The 14485-nt window shown below is 45.5% G+C and carries 9 protein-coding genes; 2 read left to right on the top strand and 7 right to left on the bottom strand.

Features of this window, described 5'->3' with window-relative positions:
* Positions 1–16: 16 nt before the first annotated feature.
* From F0220_RS12745 to F0220_RS12720, 6 genes are all read right to left on the bottom strand, one after another.
* On the bottom strand, positions 17–886 hold the full coding sequence (locus tag F0220_RS12745; RefSeq protein WP_091016912.1) for an effector binding domain-containing protein: 870 nt from the start codon (positions 884–886) through the stop codon (positions 17–19).
* A 264-nt stretch (positions 887–1150) separates the two neighbouring features.
* Entirely contained in the window at positions 1151–3583 is a 2433-nt protein-coding gene (locus tag F0220_RS12740) for a glycogen/starch/alpha-glucan phosphorylase (protein WP_105598365.1), read from the bottom strand.
* Positions 3584–3941: 358 nt separating this feature from the next.
* Positions 3942–5045 carry a glucose-1-phosphate adenylyltransferase subunit GlgD gene (gene glgD / locus F0220_RS12735; protein WP_074094772.1) on the bottom strand — a complete coding sequence of 368 codons (1104 nt, stop codon included), beginning with the start codon at positions 5043–5045 and terminating at the stop codon, positions 3942–3944.
* Between the two features lie 26 nt (positions 5046–5071).
* On the bottom strand, positions 5072–6241 hold the full coding sequence (locus tag F0220_RS12730) for a glucose-1-phosphate adenylyltransferase (RefSeq protein WP_091016914.1): 1170 nt from the start codon (positions 6239–6241) through the stop codon (positions 5072–5074).
* A 566-nt stretch (positions 6242–6807) separates the two neighbouring features.
* On the bottom strand, positions 6808–7959 hold the full coding sequence (locus F0220_RS12725; protein WP_105598364.1) for an iron-containing alcohol dehydrogenase: 1152 nt from the start codon (positions 7957–7959) through the stop codon (positions 6808–6810).
* Between the two features lie 250 nt (positions 7960–8209).
* The gene (locus F0220_RS12720) at positions 8210–9904 is read right to left on the bottom strand and encodes a M3 family oligoendopeptidase (protein ID WP_076217123.1); all 1695 of its coding nucleotides are present in this window, start codon (positions 9902–9904) and stop codon (positions 8210–8212) included.
* A 606-nt stretch (positions 9905–10510) separates the two neighbouring features.
* Between F0220_RS12720 and F0220_RS12715 the strand changes: the two genes are divergently transcribed.
* Together F0220_RS12715 and F0220_RS12710 are read left to right on the top strand one after the other, a co-directional pair.
* The gene (locus tag F0220_RS12715) at positions 10511–11266 is read left to right on the top strand and encodes a DUF3153 domain-containing protein (RefSeq protein WP_181155358.1); all 756 of its coding nucleotides are present in this window, start codon (positions 10511–10513) and stop codon (positions 11264–11266) included.
* A gap of 118 nt (positions 11267–11384) precedes the next feature.
* Positions 11385–11597, top strand: coding sequence for a cation:proton antiporter regulatory subunit (locus F0220_RS12710; RefSeq protein WP_017688899.1), 213 nt, complete (start codon positions 11385–11387; stop codon positions 11595–11597).
* A gap of 49 nt (positions 11598–11646) precedes the next feature.
* Here F0220_RS12710 and F0220_RS12705 read toward each other — a convergent pair whose 3' ends face one another.
* Positions 11647–14394 (bottom strand): PAS domain-containing hybrid sensor histidine kinase/response regulator, encoded by a 2748-nt coding sequence (locus tag F0220_RS12705; protein WP_181155356.1) that lies wholly within the window; start codon positions 14392–14394, stop codon positions 11647–11649.
* Positions 14395–14485 lie beyond the last annotated feature (91 nt).

The following is a 14485-nucleotide window of genomic DNA, read 5'->3' as shown; positions in this document are numbered from 1 at the left end:
CGCGAAGCGGTAAGGTCTATTTTAACGGGATATAGATCTTCATGTCCAGTTGTTCAGGGGTCGATTTCCAGACATCCGTCACTTCAAAGTCCGGCCCTTCCCTACGTTCATAGTTCGACTGAGGCAACCAACTGCCATAGATCATTTTCCGAATATCCTGCCCGGAGCCTTCCACGGTGAACTCTGCATACAAGCCGCCCGGAATTTCAATCGAAGTAAAACCGGGTTCAAGTACCTGGGATGCTCCACTGCTTTCTTCACCCACAATAAAAGAAAATGCTCCATCCTCTTCAAAATGACAGGCCACACCATAAGCCATATCAGGGCGTGTCCTCTCCGGGATTGCCATGAATTTTTGTTCCATGCCAAAATCGTGATAAAATCCGGGTATTTCAGCATAATGCTGATTGTCATTCAGGTTGGTCTTATATTCATAGCCGATGATCCAGTTCGGTGCCAATGTGACCAGACGGGGTGTGTTCATGTGGAATGTTCCACCAAGTGAAGTTCGATAATCATTAAAATCAATGCTCTGTTGCATCTTCAAAAGAGACAACTGCTCCGCTTCCAGCTTACGCAGCTTCGCGGGTGTCATTCCAAAGTAGGTTGAAAATGCACGGGTGAAGGCCTCCTGGGATTGATAGCCAAAGCTCATCGCAATGTCCAATATGCCTTCCGATGTGCCCCGCAGCATCCCTGCAGCTTCCGTTAATCTTCGTCTGCGCACATATTCAAGTACCGTAAATCCGGTGATCGCCTGGAATAAACGCTGAAAATGAAACGCCGAAAAGTTCGCAGCAGCGGACGTCTCTCTGATATTAAAATCATCTTGCAAATGCTGCTCCAAATACTCAATAGCAAGCTGAATTTGTGTGTAATGATCCATAGTGACGGCTCCCCTATCTAATTCAAAATATCAAACGACTTCTTATGTAGTATGACTGAGATCCAGATCTTTTTTTTGATTTTGTGTGCGAACTTGTATGATGAAAGATACGCGAGTTGCGGTTCTCTTCAAGTTGAATGATACTATGAAACACTGTATGCCAAAATCCCCTTGTTCTACAAGGAGATGCTCTCTACGCTGGTTGATTTACCAGCAGAGATGGCTCTTGTGAACAAGGGGACTTGTTTGTTTAACAATCTATTCTTACCCTTTCCAGTTCCCGGACACGGGGTGAATACCCCAGATATCTGTCGCATACTCACTAATGGTACGATCACTTGAGAATATGCCGGAATGAGCCGTGTTTAATATCGCTTTCCGGGTCCAGCCCGGAATATCCCGATACGCCTGGTCAATCGCAGCATGCGCGTCAGCATAAGCAGCAAAATCACGCAATACAAAATATTCGTCACCATGGGCCAGCAAGGAGTCATAAATATCCCAGAACTCCCCATCACGATAACAGAATGCACCTGGATGCACTAATTGCTCCACGACCTCGCGAATGCGTTCATCGTGCTGCACAATCTCATTCGGACGATAGCTGCCCGAACGATAATACTCAAGCACTTCGTCTGCACGCAGACCGTAGATGAACATATTTTCTTCCCCAACCTGCTCCGCCATCTCCACGTTGGCTCCATCCATCGTGCCAATCGTTAAAGCACCGTTCATCATAAACTTCATGTTGCCCGTACCGGAAGCTTCCTTGCCTGCGGTTGAGATCTGTTCACTAACATCCGCAGCGGGAATGATCTTCTCTGCGAGAGAGACGGAATAATTTTCGAGGAAAAATACCTTCAAGCGGTCATTTACGGCCGCATCCCGATTCACTGTGTCAGCCACGGTGTTGATCAGCTTAATAATTTTCTTGGCAAAATAATAACTCGGCGCTGCCTTGGCACCAAAGATGAACGTACGTGGCACCATATCAAACGAAGCATCATTCTTAAGCCGGTTATACAGATGCATAACATGCAGAATGTTCAACAGTTGACGTTTGTACCCGTGCAGCCTCTTCACCTGTACATCAAAGATGGAATCCGGATTCACTGCTGTCCCGGTATGATCCAGAATATACGCAGCAAGCCGCTCCTTGTTATCCCGCTTAATCAAACGGAACTGCTCCTGAAATGATGTATTATCCGCAAAGCCAGCCAACAGGTCCAGCTTGCCCGGCTCTGTTATCCAATCGTTACCGATTGTATCCGTAATCAGATCCGACAGTTTTGGATTGGCATGCATCAACCAGCGGCGATGGGTGATACCATTGGTTTTATTATTGAAACGCTCTGGATACAGTGCATAGAACGGAGCCATCTCGCGCTCTTTCAAAATCTCGGTGTGCAAAGCAGCAACACCATTCACGCTATGACTGCCTACAATCGCCAGATGCGCCATCCGTACCTGATCGTTTGCAACAATAGCCAAATGCCCTATGCGATCCTGATCTCCCGGATACCGGTCCAGCAGCATGCCACAGAAGCGTTTATTGATCTCTTCAATAATCATGTAGATTCGTGGCAGCAGCCTGCTGATCATGGATACAGGCCACTTCTCAAGCGCCTCACTAAGCGTTGTATGATTGGTATACGATACAGTACGGGTTGTAATATCCCATGCTTCATCCCAGCCATACCCCTTCACATCAATCAGAATGCGCATCAGTTCTGGTATAACCAAGGTTGGATGCGTGTCATTAATGTGGAAGGCCACTTTATCTGGCAAACGATCATATGGTAGCTCCAGCTTGTTGAACGTACGCAAGGCGCTCTGTACACCTGCTGAGCACATGAAGTATTGCTGCTTCAAGCGCAGCAACTTTCCTTCGTACTGGGAATCATCTGGATATAAAAACTCCGAGATCGATTCAACCGAACGGCTATAATCCAGATAGCCGTAATAGTTCGAAGGGGTATCGAGTGAAGTCTCGCGCTTTGGCTCGGCACTCCATAGACGCAATGTGTTCACATGGGTTTCACCATAACCGATGACAGGCACGTCATAGGGAATGGCGACAACCGATTCGGCATCTTTTGTAACAAACTGATATTCTCCATCCTGCTCATGAGCTTCTACCCGGCCCCAGAACTGTACTTCCACCTTTTTGTCTGGACGGCGGACTTCCCATTCATTGCCCTTATCCAGCCAATTGTCGGGTAACTCTACCTGATTACCATTGATGATTTTTTGCTCAAACAAACCGTATTTATAACGAATCCCGCAACCATGTCCTGCATATCGGAGTGATGCAAGTGAATCCAGGAAACAGGCAGCAAGTCGTCCCAGACCTCCATTACCGAGTCCTGCATCCGCCTCCTGTTCTTCTATCTCTTCCAAGGAGAAGCCCAGCTCAGCTAAACTGTCACGCACCAATTCCAATTCATTCACATTCAGCAGATTGTTCCCGAGCAGACGTCCAATCAGGAATTCCAGCGAGAAGTAATAGACCTGTTTATCCTGGCGCTGCTTGAACCCCTGATTCGACGCTGCCCAATCCTGGCCTGCATATTCACGGATCATGCTTCCCAGTACGTGGTACACGTCTTCCTGTGTTGCTTCTTCAATCGGTTTGCCCAATTTGCTGACCAGATTCCGTGTAAATATACTCTTGAACGTTTCTTTGTTGTCAAACAAAAGTAGGTTCCTCCCGGGGAAATCCTGCAGGATGGTGGCAGTTCATACACTCAGTTGCACATGAGTGCCAAACCTTTAAGTGCTACACTTTCGGCTAAAAGCCCGTTCCGGTGACGAATCGTTCTTATGATCGCTGTTATCCCCAGATTTTTTTGATTCCTTTTTTAAAAGGGGAAATCCGGGGATAAAGGCGAACGCTTCGCTTCTTCAGAATCGATTTCGTCTCCTCCACTACGTTTGCACGTATGAGGGAGCTCTAGCAGTGGCCCGATGCTTAGAAAGTGTATGAACCTTAAATCCATCCTACAGGATTTTTATTTTATATATATTTATAGAAGATATCGGTTACGTGTGGGCATTAGATAATAGTACTTTTCGCTAAAATGTATGGATTCGACGGGTCACCGATCAGCGTCTGTCCTCCGGTCAGCCTCACGTCTTTATCGAGAATGACATTCTCAAGGACCGTCCCCTCACCAATGTAACATTTCTGCATGATGATGGAACCTTTGATTTTGGCACCTTTGGCCACCTGTACACCACGGAACAGAATGCTGTCCTCCACCTCTCCACCCACAATGCAGCCATTCGCGAGAAGTGAATGTTTAACATCGGCGGTATCCAGGTATTTGGCAGGCGCTTCGTATTTAATTTTGGTCTGGATCGGATCTTCCTTGAACAGTTGTTCATATTGCCCTGTGTTCAGCAGATCCATACTGTTACGATAATAACTGTCAATGGAATTGATGACTGCGTGATAGCCATCATATGCATAGGCAGCGATATTCAATCCATCCGGATTTTTTTGAATCACATCCCGGAAGAAATGGCTCTCGCCATGATCAATACAACGCTGCACCTGGCGCAAGAACAATTCTTTTTCCATGATGAAAATTTCTGTATATATATTCGGGTGATTAGCGCTTTGGTGAATGTCCACCACGTTACCGTCACCGTCATGATCAACTTTGACACAGGCGTCATGCTCAGGAAGCAGCTGATCTACCTTTTTGCAGACCAGTGTAACGTCAGCTCCTTTACTGATGTGATACCTGTAGACATCCTGGAGGTCTGCTTTGGTTACATGGCGACTGCCCGCATGCACAACATATTGCCCTGCCCCTCTGTGGAAAAAGTCCAAATTGTTATGGAAATGCTGCAAATCACCTTGTGATGTATCTGTTGGATCATTCCAGTCTGGTGGCAAAATAAACATGCCCCCATGCTTGCGATCCAAATCCCAAGGCTTACCGTCACCAAGATGGTCCATCAGAGAGCGATACTTGCGACGGACAAACACACCAATACTCTCGATTCCTGCATTCATCATATTGGATAGTACAAAATCGATCAGACGGTAACGCCCGGCATAAGGCACCGCGGCTCCGCAGCGAAAGTACGTCAATTCCTTCAATTCCTCAAGTTCATGGTCAAGGTTAATAACTCCAATCAATTGTTTCATCGCATGCACCGTCCTTTTGACTTCAATTAGGCCTTGCTGGTTATTCCTTGGCGAAGCTGACGTTCCAGTTCTTCCTGATCCACGAGCAATATATCACTCTCATCTTCCGGTGCAGGCGAAATCTGTGTTCCATCGGGAATAACCAATCCTTCTGCGATAATAGCTCGATAAATGCGTACATTTTGCCCGATTTTCACTCTTGGCATGATCACCGAATCGATGACAGCACTGTTCTCACCAACTTCAATTCCGTAGAACAGAACAGAATGGTTGACCTCACCATGCACTACTGTGCCTTCACTAATAATACAATTCCGTACCTTGCCCGAAGGTGAGATATATTGTGCAGGTTGGTTCGGATTACGTGTGAAAATACGCCAGTCCGGATCATTCAGATTAAATGGTGTGTCTTCGTCCAACAGGTCCATATTGGATTCCCACAGACTGCGAATGGTACCAACGTCTTTCCAATAACCTTCAAATGGATATGCATATAAGGATTTTTCGTTTTCAAGCAACAAAGGAATAATATCTTTACCAAAATCATAGGAGGTGGATGCCTGTTGTTCATCCTGGATCAGGAAACGTTTCAGTACATCCCACTTGAAGAGATAGATACCCATGGAAGCCAGTGTGCTCTTGGGCTCAGGAGGTTTTTCTTCAAATTCATAGATGCTATAGTCATCGTTGGTGTTCAGCACCCCGAATCGGCTGGCTTCTTCCAATGAGACATCAATGACCGATATGGTGCAATCCGCATCTTTATCTTTGTGATACTTGAGCATTTTTTCGTAGTCCATCTTATAGATATGATCCCCTGACAGAATGAGCACATGCTCAGGATCGAATTGTTCAATAAAGTTCAGGTTACGGAAGATGGCATCTGCTGTTCCACGGTACCAACTGCTTCCGTCTTCACGTTCATGGGGAGGAAGTACGTATACTCCGCCATTTTTACGGTCCAGATCCCAGTCACTGCCGATACCAATATAGGAGTGCAGGACAAGTGGTTCATATTGAGTTAATACGCCCACTGTATCAATACCCGAGTTAGAGCAGTTACTTAGCGGAAAATCAATAATCCGGTACGTACCGCCAAAATATACTGCTGGCTTAGCCAGTGATTTCGTTAATCCTTTTAACCTCTTACCTTGCCCTCCGGCAAGTAGCATCGCTACAACTTCTTTTTTCGCCATCATTACAGCCTCCTCCACGTGCATTCGTTCTGATTCATTTCAGAGCCCATAATCGATATTCTGTTGTGTGGACACTGTTGTCTTGATTAGGAGCATGCTGTACAGATGTGTAACCGGTGAATCTTGTTGCAGTTGAACTTCTTGGATTGTAAAGCCTGAAAAAGAGATGATGCCGGTGTAGAATTGCTTGACTGTCTTACAGAGGTGAATGTTAGATGCAGAACTTAAGGTGTAGCTCGTGAACAATGTAATAGACTACTCCTATTTAACATTAAACACGAAACGGACTGGGGAATCTTGCTGGAAAACATCGACATCAAGTTGCGGGTGAAATTACCCTTTCTCGTGCCGCTGTTATTCATATTGTATTCGATAAAAGGGAATCAAAATCCTTTAGTTATTGTGCAATCATTAAGTGGAAAAAATAAGTAAAAAGAACGAGTTCACATGACAAAAAAGCCGACTTTCAATCCCGGCTCATTTTGTCTGTTATTCTGACCCTGCTTGGTCCATGATCCTCTAGTTTCAACAGGATTGTACTTTAGTGTATCCGTTTCTGAATCAGTCTAAATAATTTTGCGGAACAGCTCCATCACTTCATCCTTGGACGGTTGATAGGGATTGCCGGGTGCACATGCATCTTTCATCGCGTTATCGGCAAGCAGTTCCACATCGGGATCTTTTACACCCAGTTCAGACAGTTTCTCAGGGATCCCGACTTCTTTTGATAGCTGACGTATGGCCTCAATGACGTAATCTGAACATTCCTCATCGCTTCTGCCTTTCACATCCATACCAATTGCCTTAGCAATATGACGGAATTTGCCGGGTACATGCTTGGCGTTTAACTCTTCCACATAGGGGAGTAACATTGCGTTACACACACCGTGCGGCAGATCATATACGCCACCCAGTTGATGCGCCATCGCATGAACATAACCCAGACCCGCATTATTAAAAGCAATCCCGCCAAGGAAACACGCATAGGTCATATGTTCCCGCGCTTCCAGATCACTGCCGTCTCTCACGGCTCTTGGCAAGTATTCAAAGATCAGTTCAACAGCTGCAGCAGCTGTTGCGCTTGTCACAGTGAACCCTCCAGGCGTCACCATCGCTTCCACGGCATGAGTCAAGGCATCCATTCCCGTGGCCGCTGTGAGACTTGCTGGCTTGCTAAGCATTAACTCCGGATCATTAACCGACAGGGAGACCAGACTATTACGGTCCACCATCACCATCTTCACTTTACGTTCCTCATCTGTAATCACGTAGTTTATTGTCACCTCACTCGATGTGCCAGCCGTTGTGTTAACAGCCACAAGTGGCACGGACTTATGTTTCGATTGATGCAATCCTTCATATTCACGGATATGCCCACCGTTGGTAGCTACAATGCCAATGCCTTTGGCAGCATCCTGCGGTGAACCTCCGCCTATCGATATAATGGCGTCACAGCCATGATCCTGGAATACTCGAAGTCCGTCATGTACATTCTGACATGTTGGATTAGGCTGAACCTCATCATATACGACATAGTCTAACCCTGATTTTCTTAATATAGACAGTACCTGCTCTGCAACGCCTGAAGCAATCAATTGACGATCACTTACGACCAACGCTTTGCGGATACCCATCTGTTCAATCATCTGACCGGCTTCCTGTAAACAGCCTCTACCCATCAAGTTCACGGGCGGAACATAATATGCATGTGTTGCCATCTGAACCAGCCTCCTGTAACCCCTGATTTACTATCTCCATTGTAACTGAATCCGTTTTCAGATATAGTGAAATAAATCACAATGAATCCGATAAATGTTACACTGGAGGTTGATTTTTACCCGTAATGAAAAAGACGACCCAGACACCCGAAGGTATCCAAGCCGTCTTGCCTATCAATTTTAAAGCTTTATCCACTACTTATACCTTACGAAGGTACTTTCATTGAAACATCCTTATCCTTACGAAAGCTTACAGCGCCTTATCGTTCACACCGTCAAGCCATGCCTCAATATCGCCAATTACGGAGGATACACAACCATCCTCGAATGGAGAGTTCAATCCAGCCAATTCAACCAATCCGGTGAAGGACAGGCTTCCTCCCGCTTTGCACAATGTCAGATAGTCGGCCCATGCGGACTTCATGTCCTCATTGCTGCGTTTCCAGAACTGGAATGCACAGATTTGTGCTAACGTATAGTCAATGTAATAGAATGGCGATGAGAAAATATGACCCTGTTTATGCCAGAAACCACCTTGCTCCAAATACGCATTATCTTTGTAATTGATGTGTGGCAGATAGGTCTTCTCAATGTTGCGCCAAGCCTGCTTGCGCTCCGTTGGAGTTGCATCCGGGTTCGCATACACAAAATGCTGGAATTCATCCACAGCTACACCATACGGAATGAACAATAGACCAGAAGACAGGTGATCAAACTTGTACTTGTCCGTATCTTCTTTGAAGAACAACTGCATCCACGGCCATGTGAAGAACTCCATACTCATGGAATGAATTTCAGCCGATTCATATGTCGGCCAGTTGTATTCAGGCACTGCAAAATCACGGCTCTCATACACCTGGAAAGCATGACCTGCTTCATGTGTCAACACATCAATATCACCGGAGGTACCGTTGAAGTTGGAGAAGATAAACGGCACTTTGTAATCGTTCAGGAACGTACAATATCCGCCGCCCTGCTTACCTTTTTTGCTTACCAGATCCATAAGCTCGTTTTCGGTCATCATCTGGAAAAATGCATCTGTCTCTGGTGATAATTCAGCGTACATTTTTTTACCATTATCGATAATCCAGTCCGCGTCACCTTTAGGTGTCGGGTTACCCGTCTTGAAGCTGAAGCCCTGATCGTAATAATACAACGTATCCACATCGATCCGATTACGCTGACGCTCTCTGAGCTTGGTCGCCACAGGTACGATATAATCACGAACTTGCGCACGGAAGTTGGCAACCATCTCTGCGTTGTAATCCGTACGGTTCATGCGATCATAGCCGAGTTCGACATAGCTTGGATAACCCAGTTTCTTCGCGATCTGTGTACGTACTTTAACCAGTTCATCGTAAATGCGATCGAATTCAGCTTCATGTTCAGCCATGAAAGTGTATCTGGCTTCCGAAGCACGCTCCCGCATGGAGCGATCCGTGGACAGTTCAAATGGATGCAACTGTGGCAACGTGCGCTCTTCACCTTCGAACGGAATTTTGGCCGATGCAATCAACTGATTGTATTCTGTGGAAAGTTTGTTCTCCTTCTGGAGTTCTTCAATAATCTCCGGGCTGAATGTTTTCAGTGAAAGATCCGCCAGCTGGAACAGCTGTGAACCCCATTTTTGTTCCAATTCATTGCGGAATTTGGAGTTAACCAGTGCACGGTAAAAATCCGTAATATATTCCTGCACAATGGGTGCATTCTCGTCCAGAAATTCGTTCTCCGCCTTGTAAAACTCATCATTGGTATCAATGGAATGACGGATGTAGACCAATTGGGCTTGTGTCTCAAAATCACTGCGCAGCGCGTTAATCTGATCCATGAACCCACTCTGTTCTTCAACCGTTGCCGCAGCTTCAAAACCGCTCAACAGCTCACGGAAAGATGTCTTGATGTGTTCCAGATTCGGACGTGTATACGTATACTCACTAAATTTCATTTATGTACACCCTTTCCTGTTTGGCAGAATCTCGAGAGTATCCCGAGTTAAACTACCCCCTATTATACAAAAGAGCGGCTAAAAAATCCCATCTTTACGAAAAATATTTGTCCATCGGTCAAATTGTACAACTTGAATGGTTACATATATTACGTGCTAATGTAAGGTCAGTGCCTCAAAATTTTTCCCCACACAAATAAGCCCGCCTCGCGTTAGCGAAGCCAGCTTATAGGTTGTCTCTCTTCTTTTCACAATTAAACAATACTAGCTTTGGTCTTTATCCATAATCTGATAGAACCAGCCCATTCCGACCATGCCCACGACCATAATAACAGCCATAATAATGATATATGTCATGAATGTAACCTCCCTGCTTCCGTATATTCATCACACTACTACTAGTGTACACGGTGAAGCGCCGTTTGAATTGACCGAACATTGACAAAAATACGAAATCTTTAATTTTAATAAATGGATTATTTCCCCGATCACACTAAATCATACGTACCTCACTGCACGGTTCAAAGTTTCATCCGCCGTGCTTACGGTGTATACTATACTTCTATGAAATGGAATTTGGATTTTTACGCAGAAAGGTTGAAAGACATGTCAACTCGCATCCCCTTACGTCAGCTATTTCTTACTGTTTTATTAGCCCTTATGTTATCGATTTTATCCGCCTGTGCTGATGGAGAAGCCCATCTAACGGTGAATATGGATGGATCAACGGATCTGGATCTCAATCTCAATGTAAAGAACTCCGCTCTTGGAAAAATTGGACAAGACAATCTCATGCCTCTGATCGCAGATGCATTGAATCGAAATAACTTCCAGGCAGAGGTTTCGGAACAGGGCGATCAGAAGCAACTCACAGCGACCACTCATTTTGAAAAAAACAATACGACCCGCTTTGATACATCCGAGTTACCACAAGGGATCAAAGTTGAACAATCAACTTCACCCGGCTTCTTCACTTCCAAGATGCACATTACAGCAGAAGCCGATCTCATGGAGTCCATGCCCGATGGTGAGATCAAAAATCAAATGAACAAGGTGCCTAGCTTTCTTAAAAACCTCTTGTTAAAGGATGTTAACTTTGACTTTAAGTTGTCTTTGCCCATCAAGGCAGCCGATTCCAATGCAGATCAGGTGGAGGATGGCGGAAAAACGCTTATTTGGCACGTTTCCCCCCTCCAGATGAATAAACTGGATCTGACTGTACAGGTTCCCAATATCCGGAACATCATCATCATTGCAGTCATTGGCCTATTATTAATCGTTGCTCTGCTCATTTGGTTTTTTGTTCGTCGCAGACGGGCCAGACAGCGCCATAGTGCAAGATCACATCACGGAAAAAATTAATTCCTTCACACCAATTTTATTTGTGACTTGCCAAACGGTGTTATGGATAGTAGAATACATCCGTACTGTGTGAACGGTTAATTTTTTATTAAGCAAAGCTAAAGAGGTGACAGGTTTCATGAATATCCGCGAATGCCCACTACCTGGTATCGGAGTTAAGTACCAGTTTGATACAAAGGGCGGCCATCAGTTAGTCATTATTGTGCATGAGGACGGACGCCGTGAATTATTCTCCGTTGATCCACAAGACAACGAAGAACTCACTCTGATTGCAGATTTGGAAGATGACGAATGTGTGACTCTCTCCGGTTTAATCGGAGGCTGGTCGTAAATGACAGAATAACCTGTACCTTGAATTCAAGGCACAGGTTATTTTTCTGTTACGTTACCCTTTGAGAGTGAATATATGGAACCCATGTATTCAGTACGCGGCTAATCTCCGTGGAATGAAACGGTTTGCTGATAAAGTCCTGCATCCCGCATTTCAGACACTCCTCACGGTCACCAGCGCCTGCAAAAGCTGTAATCGCTGCAATAACCGGTATGTCTGGGTGGCTCTGTCTGATGTGGCAGGTAGCTTCAATCCCATCCATAACTGGCATTTGAATATCCATAAACACCAGGTCATATTGAACCTGGTTCAATGAATCGACGGCCTGTGCACCATTCTCAACGATATCACAGACTCCGCCAAACTTGCGCAGCATCTCCTCCAACAGATGACTGTTGACCGCTTGATCCTCAGCAATCAAAATTTTGATGTCATGGGCAAGACTAGCCCGATCCAATTGCAATTCCTCATTCGTGGTGATTTCAATCGGGTCAATACTTTCCTCTAACCACCGCTCCACTACGAGGGTGAACTGGAATTCTGCCCCCTCACCGATCTCACTCTGTACGCCAATCGCTCCGCCCATTAACTCCACCAGTTTTTTGCTGATCGCAAGGCCTAGACCTGTCCCGCCAAACTTACGATTGATGGCCGGATCAAGCTGTGAGAAGGATTGGAACAATTGATGCTGCTTTTCTATTGGAATGCCGATCCCCGTATCTCTCACCTTAAAGGTCAACATCAGGTTATCCTGACCATGCTCATCTGAGTAATCAGCACCTACGCTCACCTTAATACGGCCCTGCTCTGTGAATTTAACAGCGTTACCCACCAGATTAATCAAAATCTGCCGGATTCGTGTCTCATCCCCTCGAATGCGTTCAGGAATGTGATCCGACACTTCACAATAGAGTTCAATATTTTTCTCTGAGGCCTTCAGTGCAAACAGCTCGATCACCCCACCCAACATCGTCTTAATATCTACAGGTGCGCGCTCAAGATCCATTTTGCCTGCTTCGATTTTGCTGAAATCCAAAATTTCGTTCAAAATGTACAACAGGGATTCGCCGCTATCAATCATGATTTCCGCAAAACCTTTCTGTTCATCATCCAGCTCGGTTTCCATTAACAGATGGGCCATGCCCATGATGCCGTTTAATGGCGTACGAAGCTCATGACTCATGATGGCGAGAAATTCGGACTTTGCTCGGTCTGCATCCTCTGCTGCTTCTTTGGCACGTATGATGTCCTTAACAGATGTCATATCACGGAAAACCATCACTGCTCCGCGGGTTCTACCCTGATCAATAATCGGCTTCAACTGGAACTCCGCCAGGAAACTTGACCCATCCTGCCTCCAAAAAACGGATTCGGTACGCGGCAGACCTCGTCCCTCACGAACAGCCTGTAGAATGGGTGTATCCTTGGATGGGTAAGGGATACCTTCGCTCTGCATCTGGATCATCATCTGTTCAAGAGGTTTGCCGTTCATTTCACTTGGACAGAAGTTCATGATCTCCGCAGCGGCCGGATTGGCAAAGTTCAGATTCCCTTCCAGGTCCAGTCCAATAACACCCTCAGACATGCCATTCAAAATCAATGCCCGTTCATAACTAAGATTTTCGATTTCTTCGACATAACGTTTGGACTCTGTAATGTCACTGGTAATCCCATAGACTCCTACAACTTTTTCCTCAAGTATAATAGGAACATTAATCACATTGGTTTCAATTCGCTGTCCATTTTTGTGGATCAAGCCTATCTCGTAGCTCTGTGCAGTGCCCTTCACCGTTTCCTCAAAATGATATCGAGTCTTCTCCAGATCCACAGGATCAATGAGGTGATCAAAAGGCCGACTGAGCAACTCCTCCTTGGTGTGTCCTGTCAACTGTTCCTGACCCATATTGGCTTTCAGCAAATTCCCTTCCAGATCAAGAGAAGCCACACCTAGGGGATTACAGTCAAATAACGATCTGTACTCCTGCATGCTTAACTGTTGTTGCTGGCTGGCTGTGATATCCCGTGTTACGGCGACGATCTCCATCAATTCACCTGCACTGTCATATACATAGTGTGTAATTGTATCTGCCCATACCGTAGATCCATCCTTATGTAACAGGCGATAACTGATCCGTTTGGGAGCCAGCCCCTTTCTCTGCTCTTCTACGTACGCTTCAACCAAAGGCACATCCTCCGGATAGATAACAAATGTTCCCGGCTTACCTATAATTTCTTCTGGCTCATAGCCCAACATGTTTTTACATGCATTCGATACATATTTAAATGTACGACTGGAATCGGCATCATGTATTGCAATCAAGTCCAGTGAAGACTCCGCGAGCAGGCGAGAGATGCGACTGCTCTCTTCCAATTGCTTACGTTGCACAATGAGGATTTCCTCTGCATCTTTTTGTTTCGTAATATCAGCAGCTTGTACGAGCAGATACAAAGGTTCACCACTCGTTTCATCCCGTACGATGCAAGCTCTAATGGTTGCCCATAATAACGAACCGCCCTTGCGTTTCAGGCGAACCTCCGTCTCGTACATCTCACTTGTTTTATGGGTCATTTCCCAGAATTTGCTGCGGAATTCCTCCATGTGCAGATCTTCTTCGTAGATCATATGTACAACTGAAGTATCGAGCAGTTCATCTTCACTGTATGCAAGCATCTCGCAAAATGCAGGATTAAGCTGCAACCACCGTCCATTTACATGCGATGCGACAGCAATGCCGATTGGTGCGTGCGTATACAATTGTTCGAACAGAGATCGGCTCTCTGTAATGGATTTCGACATTACATGTCCTCCTTTATAAGAATCTGAATGTATTCCGTATGAATAGATCGACCTGAACATAACTTCATCTATAGAGTACTACCCCAAATGC

Origin of the sequence: Paenibacillus sp. 37, from assembly GCF_008386395.1 — a bacterium.
GTDB lineage: Bacteria > Bacillota > Bacilli > Paenibacillales > Paenibacillaceae > Paenibacillus > Paenibacillus amylolyticus_B.
Note: the sequence above shows the minus strand (reverse complement) of the source record. Positions and strands in the feature narration are given on the sequence as shown.